This is a genomic window from Gilvimarinus sp. 2_MG-2023 (genome assembly GCF_030547685.1).
GTDB lineage: Bacteria > Pseudomonadota > Gammaproteobacteria > Pseudomonadales > Cellvibrionaceae > Gilvimarinus.
In genome coordinates, this window is sequence record NZ_JAUOQM010000044.1 from 111,249 (window position 1) to 124,978 (window position 13,730).

Genomic DNA, 13,730 nt, shown 5'->3' on the forward strand with positions numbered 1-13,730 from the left:
GAACGCAGAACGCAGAACGCACATAAGTGCGATACTGCCTCTTACCTCAGTACCTTTTAAGGCCGAGTTTTTGTTCGGTTGGGCGGCTTGTTAAGTCACTGTGCAATGCGCAGAACTTTTCTGGCCAGTGTTTTTGCTTTTAGCAGTAGTAAGCCCGAGAATAATAGCTCCAGAGCCGTTGCCACCATATTGGCTTTGTTGTCTGCATCTAGATAAAAAGGGTCGAGGCTACGCTCCGCAATGAGCCATAAAGTGGCCCAGTAAACGGCATCGACGATCGCGTAATAGAGAAAATAAACGGCCATGGCTAACAGTACGGTTGTTAGTATTGATAGAACGTCCATGGCTTCAATCGGCTGATCAATCTCCGGCTTTACAATAAGTTTGGCAAGCTTTAAGGGAAAGAACCAAAAGCACAAAGCAGCCAAAAGCGGCGCTGCTGTGGTTGTAAAAACAAAGGCTAAAGGCAGGTCAATGTGATTGCTGCCGCCTGTGGCAACACCGACCAATAATGAAAATTGCGGTACGCTGTATAAAAGTAACAGTATGGAAAATATCCGTATCGCGATGGCCAGATAATGTGTCGGTCTCATTTCTATTCCCTTATTCCAATCCGTGTGTGGTGTGCAGAGCCCGTCATAAATTTGCCAAGTCAACGGCTTATGACGGCCGGCTCAATGTAATGCCTTCTCTCCTTCCTGGCAACCGGTGGCCCGGTTCTGCGCTGGCGAAAACGTGCCTTGCCAATGTTGGGTTCCTAAAACCCGCGATATTCACTAGACTGGGCGCACTATACATTCAGAATTTAGGGGCACGGGTGATGTGGCGAGTTTTGGGGGTGGCCGTTTTGGCTATGGTACAGCTGATTGCTTGTTCTTCTGTGCCTTCGTATGGTTCGACGCCCGAATCGCTCGGCATTGATGTTTTGCCTAATGGCAGCAAGCAGTTTGTGTATCGGGTGGGCTTACCGCCTGAGGTCGAGGCTCGCTTAAACCCCCGCGCCCGGCCCGGTCGCCCGCCAGGCGAGCGCGACTATCGCAAACTGCAAAACCGAACACTGTATGTTGTCACCCAGACGGGCTATTGTCGGTCTGGCTATTTTGAATTGGATTACCGGTTGGGAAATCAGGTGCAGTGGATTCGCGGTGAGTGCCGTGAGGGCGCGAGCGCTGAGGATGAGCGCAACTTTGCCGAACGCCAACAATTGCCCCTGGATGCACTGGAATAAAACACTACCGTATTGCCCTTAATGAGCCATGTCGCTAAGTAGAGCTTTCTCTTGGCGTTTGTATCAAGAGGAGCTAATCCCCGCTTTTACCGGCAAACTTGTCTATAATGCGCGGCTCTAACCGGAGCCTTTATCATGTCACTAGCCACTCTCTATCTAAACCCGCAAAAAGATCGCCGAGTAAAACGCGGCCACCTTTGGATTTACAGCAATGAAGTCGATACCAAACGCTCGCCCCTCAAGGGAATTGAGCCCGGTGCGGCCATGCGCGTGGTGAATGCGCGCGATCAGTTTATCGGGGTGGCTCTGGTAAACCCTGCCAGTTTAATTTGCGCGCGTTTAATTAGCCGACAAGATGCGCCGTTTAGTGCCGCCGACTTTGCGGCCAATTTGCTGCCTCAGCGTCTGCAAAGTGCGCTGGGTGTGCGCGATGCTGCCTTCTCCGAGCCATATTACCGTTTAATATTTGGTGACAGTGACTTTCTGCCCGGCTTGGTGGTGGACCGCTTTGGTGATTACCTGGTAGTGCAGATTGCCTCGGCGGGAATGGAAAACCTGCGTGCCGAGATTGTCGAGGCTTTAGTGACTCTGCTGTCTCCTAAGGGCGTACTCTTGGCCAATGAACACAGCGCTCGCTCGCTGGAGGGATTGCCGCTGTACACCGAGGTCGCCTATGGCGAGGTGCCGGAGCAGGTGCCCTTAATCGAAAACGGCGCGCACTTTTTAGCGCCGGTACGAACTGGGCAAAAAACCGGTTGGTTCTACGATCACCGCATGGCTCGCGCCCAACTGCAATCCTGGGCCAAGGGTGCCCGGGTGCTCGATGTATTTTCCTATATTGGCGGTTGGGGGATTGAGGCGCTGGTAGCCGGTGCTGAGTCGCTGGTGTGTGTCGATGCGTCGCAATCGGCGGTGGATGCGGTGTACGCCAACGCGGCCTTAAACTCAGTAGAGGATCGGGTCGAGGCCATTGCCGGTAAAGCGATTGATGCTCTAAAGCAGTTGATAGCACAGGGGCGGCAGTTTGATGTGGTGGTGCTCGACCCACCGGCGTTTATTAAGCGGCGCAAAGATCAACAGGCCGGCGAGGCCGCCTACCGTCATATCAATGAGCTGGGTTTGCAGTTGTTGGCCGACGGAGGGCTGCTGGTGTCGGCCTCCTGCTCGATGCATCTGGCCGAACAGACCCTGATTGAAATTGTGCATGCCAGTGCCTGGAAGCGCGGGCGCGATGCCCGCATTATTCAGCGTATGGGGCAGGGGGCGGATCACCCAACTCACCCTGCCATTGTTGAGACCAATTATTTAAAGGCTATTTTTGCGCGGGTGACGACTCGGCCAAGCTAGTTTTTTGCAGTGCCAGCTTCAGGTGTTGCTGGCGCTCTGTAGCGGATAAGCTAGGGTCGTTTTGCAATGAATTTAGCTGATTTTCAAGCGCTAGAGTGTTCAGTTCGGGTAACAAATCGTGCTCGCTGCTAAAGCTAAGTAGTTGTTTTACCGAGTCTGAGGTTAATTGGCATCCATCGGGTGCAAACTCGCAATGATCGATATCGAGTGCTGCGTCAATGGTGGCCGATAAGGCATTGCGCCACAACGCTAATTGGCTACGTGCTGGCAAACGCTGGTAGGTTGATACAGTAACGCTGGCCGGTTGCCAGTGGCTGGCGAGTTTCTCGATGCTGTCACAGGTTAGGCGAGTGGTTAATTCTAAGAGTGTTCGCCGCCTGTTTTGCGGCAGCTCTGACACTTTGAGCTGCCCGTCGCTTTGGTGCTTCTGTTGGTATTCTTGGGCCGTTCGCTTCCCGTCATCTGCGTACAATAAAAACTCCACCACATGCAGGCCGATGGTGGCTTCACTGTCGTCGGTTAAACCATGCTGGGTGAGTAAGGTGTCGCGATGAATCGGCAGGGTCACATCGTGTGCTAAGCCGCTGACGGGGTAGCCCTCAACACTGTCGAGAAAACCCGGTGCAATAGGCGTCTGGTGAATGTATTTAATATCCCGAACCAACTGCGCAAATAAATTGGGGTTGCTTTCGGCCATGCCCAAGGTGAGGTTTGTCAAATGCACCGCCGCGTGTAGGGTGTGCCATTGCGCTTGGGCGGCGGCAAGCTCTGAGTCTTTAGGGCTTTCTAAAAAGGCCTCCACTCGCTGTTGCAAGGTTTGGCAGGCCTGACTTAAGTCGGTGGTGGCAGTTAAGGTGTGCTGCCGCAATTGCTCAGAGAGTTGATTTAATTGAGCGGCGGTCGTTGGCGCCTGCCGGTGTTCTGACTCTGGCGCGGGCGGTGTATCCATCGGCACTGGTGCTGTTTGTCGCTCGCACCCAAGTAGCAGGGTGCAGCATAGGCTCACCGCCAGTAGGCTGGCCCAGGTGTTCATGCAGGCTCTCGCAAATCGAGTATGGGCCATTGTTTATCACATGCGGTTTGCTCCAGCGCTGGGTCTGGGTTAACCACCACCGGGTGACCTACTTCTAGTAGTAAGGGTAGGTCGTTGATTGAGTCGCTGTAAAAGTAACTGTCGCGCAGATCGAAGGGGTGATCTTGCAGCCAGTGGTGGAGGTTCTCAACCTTACCTTCGGCAAAACAGGGTGTGCCGAGATAGCCGCCGGTGTATTGCCCATCGATCAGCTCAGGGTCGGTGGCAAGGATGTGGTCGACCGCCAGAGCTTCGGCAATCGGGCGGGTAATAAACCCGTTGGTGGCGGTAATAATTAATAAATAATCACCCTGTTGGCGGTGTTTATCGAGTAACTGCAGGGCCTTGGGTAGCATAATGGGGGTAATGGCTTCGCGCAAAAAACCTTGATGAATGCGCTGCCACTGGGCTTCCGAACGCTCTGGTAGCGGTGACAGGGCAAACTTTAAATAGGCATCGATATCCAGTTCGGCCCGCTGGTAGGCCAAATAAAACTCGTCGTTTTGGCGGCGGTAGGCTTTTTCATCGACCAAACCTTGCGCAATAATGTACTCGCCCCACAGGTGATCACTGTCACCGCCTATCAGTGTGTTATCTAAATCAAATATGGCCAGCGCCACGGGTTTGCCTCCCAGATCCTATAAAGTGCATAGCATACTAGATCTTACACTTGAGGAATAAGCATTTGGTATTCCTTGCCAGTTTGTGTAACCTCAATTGATTAGACGTGATGTTTTGTGGAAAAATGCTCGCTAAACCCTTAAAAAGCCTCAAAATAGCGACAGACGCATCCGCGGGGCAAAGGCCGCAGTGGCTAGGGCCTGAGCTAATGAATTGGGTCCATAGCCACAATAATTATATAGTTGGGAAGGTGCAGTGATAGATTCCGATGGGTTTCGCCCCAATGTAGGGATAATTCTAACAAACGAGCAAGGACAAGTCCTTTGGGCTCGCCGTGTGGGTGGGCAAGACGCCTGGCAGTTCCCGCAGGGGGGGATTAATCACCACGAGACTCCCGAGCAGGCTTTATACCGTGAGTTAGGTGAAGAAATAGGGTTGACTGAGGCCGATGTGGATATTATCGCCTGCACCCGCGGCTGGCTGCGTTATCGGCTGCCGCATCGATTGGTTCGACACAATGCTCAGCCGCTGTGCGTGGGACAGAAACAAAAATGGTTTTTGCTCAAGCTTAAAGGCGACGAGCAGCGCATTACGGTAGATAATGACGGTCACGCAGAATTTGACGATTGGCGCTGGGTGTCCTATTGGTATCCCTTGGGGAAAGTGGTGGCTTTTAAGCGTGATGTGTACCGCAGGGCTCTTAAAGAGCTGGCGGCGGCTCATAGTCAAATGGAGCGTATGCAGTTTCTAACATCGTAGGGCTCATCACAGTGGTTGAGACCGACGGAATAACATCTTGAGTGAACACTAATGGCAACTATGCTTAATTCACTGCGCAGGATCGTACAGGAAGTTAATACCGCCCGGGACCTGAATAAGGTACTGGGTATTATTGTCGCACGTGTTAAGCAGGCCATGCAGACCCAGGTGTGTTCGGTTTATTTGCGCGATCACGTCGGTGACTACGTATTAATGGCCACCGAGGGTTTGCAGGCAGAGGCGGTGGGGCAGGTGCGTCTTGCTCGTGGTGAAGGTTTGGTGGGTCGGGTAGTGGTCCGCGAAGAGCCGGTCAACCTTGAAGATGCCGAATCTCACCCCAGCTATCAATATTTCCCCGAAACCGGTGAAGAGCGTTACAGCTCCTTTCTCGGTGTGCCGATTGTTCACCACCGCCAAGTGCTGGGTGTGCTGGTGGTCCAGCAAAGTGAAAGACGCCGTTTCGATGAGGGCGATGAAGCCTTCTTGGTAACCATGTCAGCCCAGCTGGCCGGAGTCATCGCCCACGCGGAGGCAACTGGCACCATGTTGTCTGTGGGACAGGCGCCAGCTCAGGCGAAGTTTGCCGGGGTGTCCGGTGCGCCAGGGATTGCCATTGGCCAAGGGGTGGTTATTGCACCTTTGGCGGATTTAAAGTCGGTCCCGTTTCAAGCCTGCCAAGACATAAGCGCTGAAATTGATTTTTTTCAGCAGTGTTTAATGGCAGTGCGTGAAGATATCAAAGGGCTTGGGCAGCAGCTCGAAGAGCGGCTTAACCGCGAAGAGCGCGCCTTGTTCGATGCCTACCTCGCCATGCTGGATGACGCCTCATTGGGGGGCGAGGTCATTGCCAAGATCAAAGAGGGCACCTGTGCCCCCTATGCCTGGAGCGAGGTTATTCTCGAACATGAGAATGCCTTTGCCGGCATGAGTGATGACTATCTGCGCGAGCGGGCGACCGATGTGCGCGATCTTGGGCGCCGGGTGCTGGCGTACCTGCAAGAGTCCAATCAGCACTGCAAAATTTACCCCGATAAAACCATTCTTATTGGCGATGACTTAACCGCCTCTATGTTGGGCGAAGTGCCGGCGGATAAGTTGGTGGGGCTTGTGTCTGTGCAGGGTTCCAGTAACTCTCACGTGGCTATTTTGGCTCGCGCCATGGGAATCCCCACGATTATGGGGGCGCAGGACTTACCCTACACCCGCATGGACGGTCGGCCCTTGATTGTCGATGGTTACAAAGGGGCGGTTTACAGTGACCCAGGTGCGCAGCTGTTAAAGCATTACGAAGCCATTGCCCTTGAGGAGCATGAGCTGGTTAAGGGGCTGGAGGCACTTAGTGACCTCCCTTGTGAGACTCTGGATAAGCACCGATTGCCTCTGTGGGTGAATACGGGTCTGATGACCGATGTGTTGAGGTCACTAGAGCGCGGCGCCGAGGGCGTGGGCTTGTACCGCACCGAGGTGCCATTCTTATTGCGCGACCGCTTCCCCTCCGAAGAAGAGCAGCGGATCATTTACCGCGAGCAGCTCGAAGCTTTCGCCCCACACACGGTGACGGTGCGTACCCTGGATATTGGGGGCGATAAGGCGCTGCCGTATTTTCCGATTTCTGAAGACAACCCATTTTTGGGGTGGCGCGGCATTCGGGTTACCCTCGATCATCCGGAAATTTTCCTTGCGCAGATAAGGGCCATGTTGAAGGCCAGCGTTGGGCTTGATAACTTGCGTATCCTGTTGCCGATGATATCCGGTATTACCGAGCTCGAACAGGCTAAAACGCTGATTTACCGAGCCTACCACGAACTGTTGGAAGAGGGTTTCGAGGTCAATTTGCCACCTATTGGGGTTATGATTGAAGTGCCGGCGGCGGTCTATCAGGCGCGTGAGCTGGCCGAGCGTGTAGACTTCTTGTCGGTGGGCAGCAACGACTTAACTCAATATCTATTGGCGGTGGATCGCAATAATGCCCGAGTGGCAGATTTATACCAAGCCTTCCACCCCGCAGTGTTGCGAGCCCTGGAGCAAGTGGTGCAGGCCGGCCACTCGCAGGGGGTGAGTGTTGGGATTTGTGGTGAGCTTGCCGGCGACCCCGGTGCAGCCATTATTTTAATGGCGATGGGTTACGACGTATTGTCGATGAACGCCTCTAACTTGCCTAAAGTAAAATCGGTCATTCGCTCCATTAATATGGATCAGGCCGAGGCCCTGTACTCGGATGTCATGCAGTTGATCGATGCGGAGCAGATTCGTGCCCGCATTGCACAAACCTTGCGTGAGGCGGGAGTCAGCCGTGTGGTTCGCCCGCTAGAAGAAGACGAAACTCGCCAGCTGAATTAACACGGCTCGCTCGCCCTTGAGCCGTCCGCTGGCTTCTCGCTGGGCGGCGCTTCCCCCTGTCACAATCGCGATGGTATGATGCCATCCTTTTCGTTTGCCGCCAGAGTGATACCAAATACTATGCTGACCCACCCGAATTTTGATCCTGTAGCAATCTCTGTTGGCCCGCTGGATGTGCACTGGTACGGCATTATGTATTTACTGGCGTTCGCGGCGGCCTGGGGTGTAGCTATGCATAGGGCCGGCCGGGCAGGCTCTCCCATTACCCGTCCCCAGGTAGAAAACCTAATTACCTACGGAGCCTTCGGCGTGGTGCTGGGCGGCCGTTTTGGTTATGTGGTGTTTTATAATTTTGACGCATGGATGAACGACCCTTTGTGGTTGTTCCGTATCTGGGAGGGCGGCATGTCTTTCCATGGTGGCTTTATCGGCGTCGTATTGGCGATGTTGTTTTACGCCCATCGCCTGCATATTCCTTATTTGCGATTAACCGACTTCGTAGCGCCGATTGTGCCTTTGGGACTGGCTTTTGGTCGATTGGGCAATTTTATTGGTCAAGAACTCTGGGGCCGAGCTACCGACCTGCCTTGGGCGATGGTGTTTCCTAAAGACCCGGAGCAGCTGGCGCGTCACCCATCGCAGCTTTATCAGATGGCTCTGGAGGGCATTCTGCTCTTCATTATTGTTTTTTGGTTTTCCAAAAAGCCTCGCCCGGCGGGTGCGGTTAGCGGTGTTTTCTTGATTGGTTATGCGCTGTTTAGGATCTTGGTCGAATTCGCTCGGGAGCCGGATCAGCACATACAGTTCGACCTGTTCGGTTGGGTGACTCGTGGACAGCTGCTGTCGTTACCGCTTCTTGTATTAGGTGTGGGTTTGTTGGTGGCAGCCTATGGCAGTCATAAGTTGATGGGTAAGGCCGCTCAGGGGGGAGACAAGTGAAACAATATTTGGATTTAATGCGCGATGTGGTGGATAACGGCCTTGACCGGGGAGATCGCACCGGTACAGGTACCCGCTCAGTGTTTGGTCGGCAGTTGCGGTTCGATTTGGCTCAGGGCTTCCCGCTAGTGACCACTAAAACGGTGCATCTAAAGAGTGTGATTGTTGAGCTTTTGTGGTTTTTGCAAGGCCGTACTGATGTGCAATGGTTGCAAGAGCGCGGCTGTCGCATTTGGAACGAGTGGGCCACCGCGGACGGTGACCTGGGGCCGGTGTACGGCAAGCAATGGCGCAGCTGGGCCTGCCCAGATGGCTCCACTATTGATCAGATTACCCAAGTGATCGAACAAATTCGCACCAAGCCCAATTCGCGCCGGTTAATTGTCAGTGCGTGGAACCCTGCTGACTTGCCCGATGAGGGGGTGTCGCCCCAGGACAATGTCGCGGCGGGTAGAATGGCCCTGGCGGCGTGCCACACCTTGTTTCAGTTTTATGTGGCCGATGGCAAGTTGTCGTGCCAGTTGTATCAGCGTAGTGCCGATTTGTTTTTGGGAGTGCCCTTCAATATTGCCAGTTACGCACTCTTGACCCATATGATTGCCGAGCAGTGTGAACTCGAAGTGGGCGATTTTGTCCATACTTTTGGCGACTGCCACCTTTACAATGACCACCTGACCGACGACATAGTCTTCGCCCAGTTGGAGCGCGCACCGCGCACCTTGCCCAAGCTAGTGATTGCGCGAAAACCGGCGTCTATTTTTGACTATGAGGTAGATGATTTTCAATTTGAGGGCTATGATCCCTATCCGCGCATAAAAGCGCCGATTTCGGTTTAACCTGGATAGTTAGGAGGAGCCCCTTGAAATTAGCCATGATAGTCGCCTGCGGCGCCGAAAACGCCATAGGCAAAGGCAATACCATGCCTTGGCATTTGCCGGCTGACCTGAAGTATTTTAAGCGGGTGACCCTCGGCAAGCCGATTATTATGGGCCGAAAGACTTTTGAGTCGATTGGTCGACCGCTGCCGGGGCGTCTTAATATTGTCATTTCTCGTGACGAGCACTGGCCTGCCCCCGAAGGAGTGGCCAGTGCAACCAGTGTTGATCGGGCGATTGACCTGGCGCGGGATCATGTGCCTGCCGGGGTGGGGGAGATCATGGTTATCGGTGGCGAGCAAATATATCGCGCAGCTTTGGCGCGGGCCGACCGAATCTATATGACAGAGATTGATGTGGCTGTGGAGGAGGCTGATGCCTTTTTTCCCGAGCTACCCGAGAGCGACTGGCGAGAGATATCTCGCCAAGCGGGTGAGGCGGATGCTCCGCTGCCTCACTGTTTTTTGGTATTGGAGCGTAACGCCCGGGCGATTGCTTAAAACGTTTATCGACCTATTTGGCATCTTTTATAATTAATGTGTGGTTAAATATTGGGCAAGCGTTACCTGTGCCTTGTGATGGTGCGGTAAAGTGTTACCTGTATGATACCAATATACACAGTTGTAAAGGCATTTGGATTAGGCATTGAATGTAGAGGAAGCCTCTTATTACAATGCTGCGTTCTTAACGACCTCGTAAGAGGCTCAGTGGATATGCGTCTGTGACAGCAGTCTGTCGCACAAACCTGATGAAGCACCCGAGTTGGGGGATATATGAAAAAGCAGCGAATGAAAGCCGTGGCTCTGACCACTGTGCTTTCTGCCAGTGCGCTAATGGGTAGCGCTGTCATGGCAGATGAAACCTTGGAGCAAGTTCTCCAGGTTAGCCAGACAAAAACAACCTTGGCCAAGGACTCCCAAGTCCGTATCGATCGTCTTGCTCAGGAAACTGACGACTTGCTGGTTCAATTTAAGCAAGTCAACAAGTCAATCGAAGATATGCGTCTATACAACAGCCAGCTCGAGAAGCAAATTGCCGCTCAGCTTACGGTTATTGAAGACCTCAACGATTCCATTGAAAACGTTACTGTTATTCAGCGTCGCATTCAGCCGCTGGTGATTCGTATGTTGGATGCGCTGGAAAACTTTGTAGAGTTGGACAAGCCATTTAAGCTGGAAGAGCGTCTTGACCGTATCGCTATGCTGCGTGACAACCAAGACCGTGCCGATATTTCGGTTGCTGAGAAGTTCCGTCAGGTGCTTGAAGCTTACCGTATCGAGAGTGAATACGGCCGCTTCATCGAAGCCTACCGTGACACTTTGAATATCGATGGTCAGGATCGCGAAGTCAATATTTTGCGTATCGGTCGTGTCTCTTTGATGTATCAAACAACTGACACTGAGCAATCAGGTGCCTATGACCCAGTTCAGGGTGAATGGGTTGCCCTGGATGACTCCTACCGCGGTCAGATCCTTAAAGGCCTGCGCATCGCCCGCAATCAGGCCGCTAAAGACATTATGTTTGTACCAGTCCAAACTCCGGAGGCGGCGCAATGAAAATGAAGTTTGCTAAAAGCTGCCTGGTAGCCTTGGCTGCCGGCCTGTTCGCCACCAATATCGCAATGGCTCAAAGTGACGACAAGGCTGCTAGCCTTGATGAACTGTTGAACATGGTGAAAGAGTCGCGCATTAATGAATCTGCCGAACACAAGAAGCGTGAGCAGCAGTTCCAGCGTGAGAAAAACAACCAAGCGGGTTTGCTTAAGCAGGCGCAGGACACCCTGGCCGCTGAAGAAGCTCGCTCTGCTCGTTTGGAAGACACTTACGCCAAGCAAGAGCTGGATGTTGATGCCAAAACCAAGCAGTTCAACGAAGAGCTGGGTTCACTGAAAGAACTGTTCGGTCATCTGACCTCAACGGCCGGTGATTTACGCTCTACTTTGAGCACCTCGCTGATTTCGGCTCAGTACCCCAATCGCGGTGAGTTCTTAACCACCTTGATCGATAAAATGAACAGCAACTCTCGTCTGCCTTCGATCCAAGAGATCGAGCGTCTGTGGTACGAACAGCAGCGTCAAATGGTTGAGAGCGGCAAGATTGTTAAGTTTAACGGCACTGTTATCAAACCAAATGGCGAGCAAGTAAGCCAAGAGGTTGTACGTGTTGGTTCTTACAACCTGCTGTCTAACGGCAAGTACCTGAACTACATCTCCGACGGTTACAAAATGGAAGAGCTGACCCGTCAGCCTACCGGTAACTATCTGAGCGCGGCTGATGAACTGCAAAACGCCGGTGGCGGTCTGGTGGGCATAGGTATTGACCCTACAGGTCCTACCGGTGGTTCTCTGTTAACTGCATTGATCGACAGCCCAACGTGGGGTGAGCGTCTGTGGAGTCAGGGCGGTGAAGTTGGTTACGCCATTATGATCGTTGGTGCTGTTGCACTGCTGATCGGTGTGTGGCGCTTCTTGTACCTGTTCACTGTCAGTGCCAAGGTAAGCTCGCAGCTGAAATCTAGCAAAGCCAACACCAATAACCCACTGGGTCGTGTGTTGAAAGTAGCCGAAGACAACCCAACCGTTGACGGCGAGACACTTGAGCTGAAACTTGAAGAAGCTGTATTGAAAGAGCGTCCTGCTATTGAGAGTGGCTTGTCTATTCTGAAAATCATCGCAGCTGTCGCGCCTCTGATGGGTCTGTTGGGTACCGTTACCGGTATGATTCTGACCTTCCAGGCTATTACCATCTTCGGTGCCGGTGATCCGAAAAACATGGCCAGCGGTATTTCCTCTGCCTTGATCACCACCGTTTGGGGGCTGTTGGTTGCTATTCCAACCGTACTGATCCACACCGTTGTGAATGGCCGTGCCAAGCGTGTTCTGCACGTACTTGAAGAGCAGGCTGCAGGTATCATCGCCGAAAACGCCGAGCGCAAGTAGGAGTAAAAGATATGGGTTTAATGGAAGCAGTAGCCGCCATTAAAGCCTTTCTAGACCAGGGCGGCCCCATCTTGATTGGGATCGCCGCCCTAACCTTCGTAATGTGGACACTCGCTTTCGAGCGGATGTGGTACTTCAAAGGTGGTTTGAAGGGCGATGTACAGAAGGCCTTGGATGCTTGGGAAGCACGCTCCGAGCGCAAGTCCTGGAATGCACACCAGATTCGTTATGCGCTGATCTCTCGAGTTGAGGATAAGGTCAACACTAATATGGACATGATTGCCACTATGGTAAGTTTGTGTCCGCTCCTCGGTCTGTTGGGTACTGTTACCGGCATGATTGAAGTGTTCAATGTGTTGTCTGTAACCGGTGGTGGTGATGCCAAAGAGATGGCAGGTGGTGTCTCGAAAGCGACTATCCCGACAATGGCGGGTATGGTTGCAGCACTGTCTGGCCTGTTTGCCAACACCTATCTGACTCGCATAGCCAACCGTGAAAATCAGTTGCTTGCTGACCATCTGACGATGGATCACTGAGGCTGGCAAGACTAGCAACCAGTTAAAAGAGAATTGCCATGAGCAGTAGAAACGAAGCTGAAGACGAGCAGAGCGGAGCGATTGACCTCACTCCTATGCTGGACGTTGTCTTCATCATGCTGATCTTCTTTATCGTAACTGCCACGTTCATTAAAGAGACCGGGGTAGAGGTTGATCGTCCTGATGCGACTACGGCGGAAGAGAAGAAAGACGCCAGTATCTTGATTGCGATTACCGATGGCGATGAGATCTGGATCGACAAGCAAGAGGTGGATCCTCGTGGGGTGCGGGCGCAAATAGAGCGTCTGCTTGCAGATAATCCAAACGGCAGTGTTGTTATTCAGGCCGACGCTGAAGCGAGTGTAAAACTGCTTGCTGAGGTGGCCGATACCGCTCGTCAGCTGAGTGTGAGTAACATAGCCGTTTCAACTGTGAAGAATTAGGCCGCTATGAATTTTGGAAGAGTAATAATTTCGATTGCATTAGCGGTAGGCACCACGTTTGGCCTTCTATTTCTGATGCAGGCATTGATTAACACTGATCTGAAAGCCGAAGATAAACCTGAGACTACTCGGATCGAAAATATTCAAATGCCGGATACCACGATTGAGACTCGCTACGAAGCAGCGAAGCCGGACAAGCCGGAAACGCCGGAGACACCTCCGCCGGATATTCCAGAGCCCGACTTCAAGGCACCAGATATGAACCCACAAGGTTTAAATATGGATGCGCCTAGTCTCGGTGCCGATATCAACATCAGCACTAGTGGCTTGGGTGGCGATGGTGAGTATTTGCCTATCGTAAAAGTTGCACCTCAGTACCCACGACGCGCCGCTCAGCGTGGTGTTGAAGGGTTCGTGACCGTCGAATACACAGTAACCACTACCGGGGCAACTCGCGATGTGGTGGTGATTGAGGCGATCAAAAAAGATGGTAGTGAAACTACTATGTTTAACCGAGCTGCGATTCGTGCTGCCGAGAAATTTAAATACAAGCCACGGGTAATCGACGGTACTGCGATTGAAGTTCCAGGTGTTCGCAACCGCTTTACCTTCGAACTGGCGAAGTAGGGGTG

At 52.7% G+C, this 13,730-nt stretch carries 15 protein-coding genes; 12 read left to right on the forward strand and 3 right to left on the reverse strand.

Translation table 11 applies throughout. The features are described from left to right. Positions 1-95 precede the first annotated feature (95 nt). On the reverse strand, positions 96-593 hold the full coding sequence (locus Q4526_RS09895; RefSeq protein ID WP_215976915.1) for a hypothetical protein: 498 nt from the start codon (positions 591-593) through the stop codon (positions 96-98). 227 nt (positions 594-820) lie between these two features. Here Q4526_RS09895 and Q4526_RS09900 point away from each other — a divergent pair, with 227 nt between their 5' ends. Both Q4526_RS09900 and Q4526_RS09905 read left to right on the forward strand, forming a co-directional pair. Continuing rightward, positions 821-1,228 (forward strand): hypothetical protein, encoded by a 408-nt coding sequence (locus tag Q4526_RS09900; protein WP_215976916.1) that lies wholly within the window; start codon positions 821-823, stop codon positions 1,226-1,228. Positions 1,229-1,363: 135 nt separating this feature from the next. Continuing rightward, positions 1,364-2,575 (forward strand): class I SAM-dependent rRNA methyltransferase, encoded by a 1,212-nt coding sequence (locus Q4526_RS09905; RefSeq protein ID WP_215976917.1) that lies wholly within the window; start codon positions 1,364-1,366, stop codon positions 2,573-2,575. Here Q4526_RS09905 and Q4526_RS09910 read toward each other — a convergent pair. Further along, complete coding sequence (locus tag Q4526_RS09910) at positions 2,541-3,608, reverse strand: imelysin family protein (protein ID WP_215976918.1); 1,068 nt, start codon at positions 3,606-3,608, stop codon at positions 2,541-2,543. The genes Q4526_RS09905 and Q4526_RS09910 overlap by 35 nt on opposite strands. Then, on the reverse strand, positions 3,605-4,267 hold the full coding sequence (locus Q4526_RS09915) for an HAD family phosphatase (protein WP_215976919.1): 663 nt from the start codon (positions 4,265-4,267) through the stop codon (positions 3,605-3,607). Before Q4526_RS09915 ends, Q4526_RS09910 begins: the two co-directional genes overlap by 4 nt. A gap of 256 nt (positions 4,268-4,523) precedes the next feature. On the opposite strand from Q4526_RS09915, the gene Q4526_RS09920 reads away from it, so the two are divergent. The 10 genes from Q4526_RS09920 (at position 4,524) to Q4526_RS09965 (ending at position 13,725) form a co-directional block, all read left to right on the forward strand. Beyond that, a complete protein-coding gene (locus Q4526_RS09920) occupies positions 4,524-5,027 on the forward strand; it encodes an RNA pyrophosphohydrolase (protein WP_215976920.1) in 504 nt (167 codons plus the stop codon). 60 nt (positions 5,028-5,087) lie between these two features. Then, the gene (gene ptsP / locus Q4526_RS09925) at positions 5,088-7,367 is read left to right on the forward strand and encodes a phosphoenolpyruvate--protein phosphotransferase (RefSeq protein WP_215977110.1); all 2,280 of its coding nucleotides are present in this window, start codon (positions 5,088-5,090) and stop codon (positions 7,365-7,367) included. A 120-nt stretch (positions 7,368-7,487) separates the two neighbouring features. Further along, positions 7,488-8,306, forward strand: coding sequence for a prolipoprotein diacylglyceryl transferase (gene lgt, locus Q4526_RS09930; protein ID WP_215977111.1), 819 nt, complete (start codon positions 7,488-7,490; stop codon positions 8,304-8,306). Continuing rightward, positions 8,303-9,142, forward strand: a complete 840-nt coding sequence (locus Q4526_RS09935) for a thymidylate synthase (RefSeq protein WP_215976921.1) — start codon at positions 8,303-8,305, stop codon at positions 9,140-9,142. Before lgt ends, Q4526_RS09935 begins: the two co-directional genes overlap by 4 nt. 23 nt (positions 9,143-9,165) lie before the next feature. Next, a complete protein-coding gene (locus tag Q4526_RS09940) occupies positions 9,166-9,681 on the forward strand; it encodes a dihydrofolate reductase (RefSeq protein ID WP_303609608.1) in 516 nt (171 codons plus the stop codon). A 273-nt stretch (positions 9,682-9,954) separates the two neighbouring features. Then, positions 9,955-10,737, forward strand: a complete 783-nt coding sequence (locus Q4526_RS09945; RefSeq protein ID WP_215976922.1) for a DUF3450 domain-containing protein — start codon at positions 9,955-9,957, stop codon at positions 10,735-10,737. After that, positions 10,734-12,119 (forward strand): MotA/TolQ/ExbB proton channel family protein, encoded by a 1,386-nt coding sequence (locus Q4526_RS09950; protein ID WP_215976923.1) that lies wholly within the window; start codon positions 10,734-10,736, stop codon positions 12,117-12,119. Before Q4526_RS09945 ends, Q4526_RS09950 begins: the two co-directional genes overlap by 4 nt. A gap of 11 nt (positions 12,120-12,130) precedes the next feature. Then, the gene (locus tag Q4526_RS09955) at positions 12,131-12,655 is read left to right on the forward strand and encodes a MotA/TolQ/ExbB proton channel family protein (RefSeq protein WP_215976924.1); all 525 of its coding nucleotides are present in this window, start codon (positions 12,131-12,133) and stop codon (positions 12,653-12,655) included. Positions 12,656-12,693: 38 nt separating this feature from the next. Then, the gene (locus Q4526_RS09960; protein WP_215976925.1) at positions 12,694-13,098 is read left to right on the forward strand and encodes a biopolymer transporter ExbD; all 405 of its coding nucleotides are present in this window, start codon (positions 12,694-12,696) and stop codon (positions 13,096-13,098) included. Positions 13,099-13,104: 6 nt separating this feature from the next. Continuing rightward, entirely contained in the window at positions 13,105-13,725 is a 621-nt protein-coding gene (locus Q4526_RS09965; protein WP_215976926.1) for a TonB family protein, read from the forward strand. The last annotated feature ends 5 nt before the right edge of the window (positions 13,726-13,730 follow it).

What these genes read in the sequence shown, in the direction of transcription:
- Q4526_RS09895 (WP_215976915.1), bottom strand. Translation starts at nt 593, where the DNA reads ATGAGACCGACACATTATCTGGCCATCGCGATACGGATATTTTCCATA.
- Q4526_RS09900 (WP_215976916.1), top strand. Translation starts at nt 821, where the DNA reads ATGTGGCGAGTTTTGGGGGTGGCCGTTTTGGCTATGGTACAGCTGATT.
- Q4526_RS09905 (WP_215976917.1), top strand. Translation starts at nt 1,364, where the DNA reads ATGTCACTAGCCACTCTCTATCTAAACCCGCAAAAAGATCGCCGAGTA.
- Q4526_RS09910 (WP_215976918.1), bottom strand. Translation starts at nt 3,608, where the DNA reads ATGAACACCTGGGCCAGCCTACTGGCGGTGAGCCTATGCTGCACCCTG.
- ptsP (WP_215977110.1), top strand. Translation starts at nt 5,088, where the DNA reads ATGCTTAATTCACTGCGCAGGATCGTACAGGAAGTTAATACCGCCCGG.
- lgt (WP_215977111.1), top strand. Translation starts at nt 7,488, where the DNA reads ATGCTGACCCACCCGAATTTTGATCCTGTAGCAATCTCTGTTGGCCCG.
- Q4526_RS09945 (WP_215976922.1), top strand. Translation starts at nt 9,955, where the DNA reads ATGAAAAAGCAGCGAATGAAAGCCGTGGCTCTGACCACTGTGCTTTCT.
- Q4526_RS09950 (WP_215976923.1), top strand. Translation starts at nt 10,734, where the DNA reads ATGAAAATGAAGTTTGCTAAAAGCTGCCTGGTAGCCTTGGCTGCCGGC.
- Q4526_RS09955 (WP_215976924.1), top strand. Translation starts at nt 12,131, where the DNA reads ATGGGTTTAATGGAAGCAGTAGCCGCCATTAAAGCCTTTCTAGACCAG.
- Q4526_RS09960 (WP_215976925.1), top strand. Translation starts at nt 12,694, where the DNA reads ATGAGCAGTAGAAACGAAGCTGAAGACGAGCAGAGCGGAGCGATTGAC.
- Q4526_RS09965 (WP_215976926.1), top strand. Translation starts at nt 13,105, where the DNA reads ATGAATTTTGGAAGAGTAATAATTTCGATTGCATTAGCGGTAGGCACC.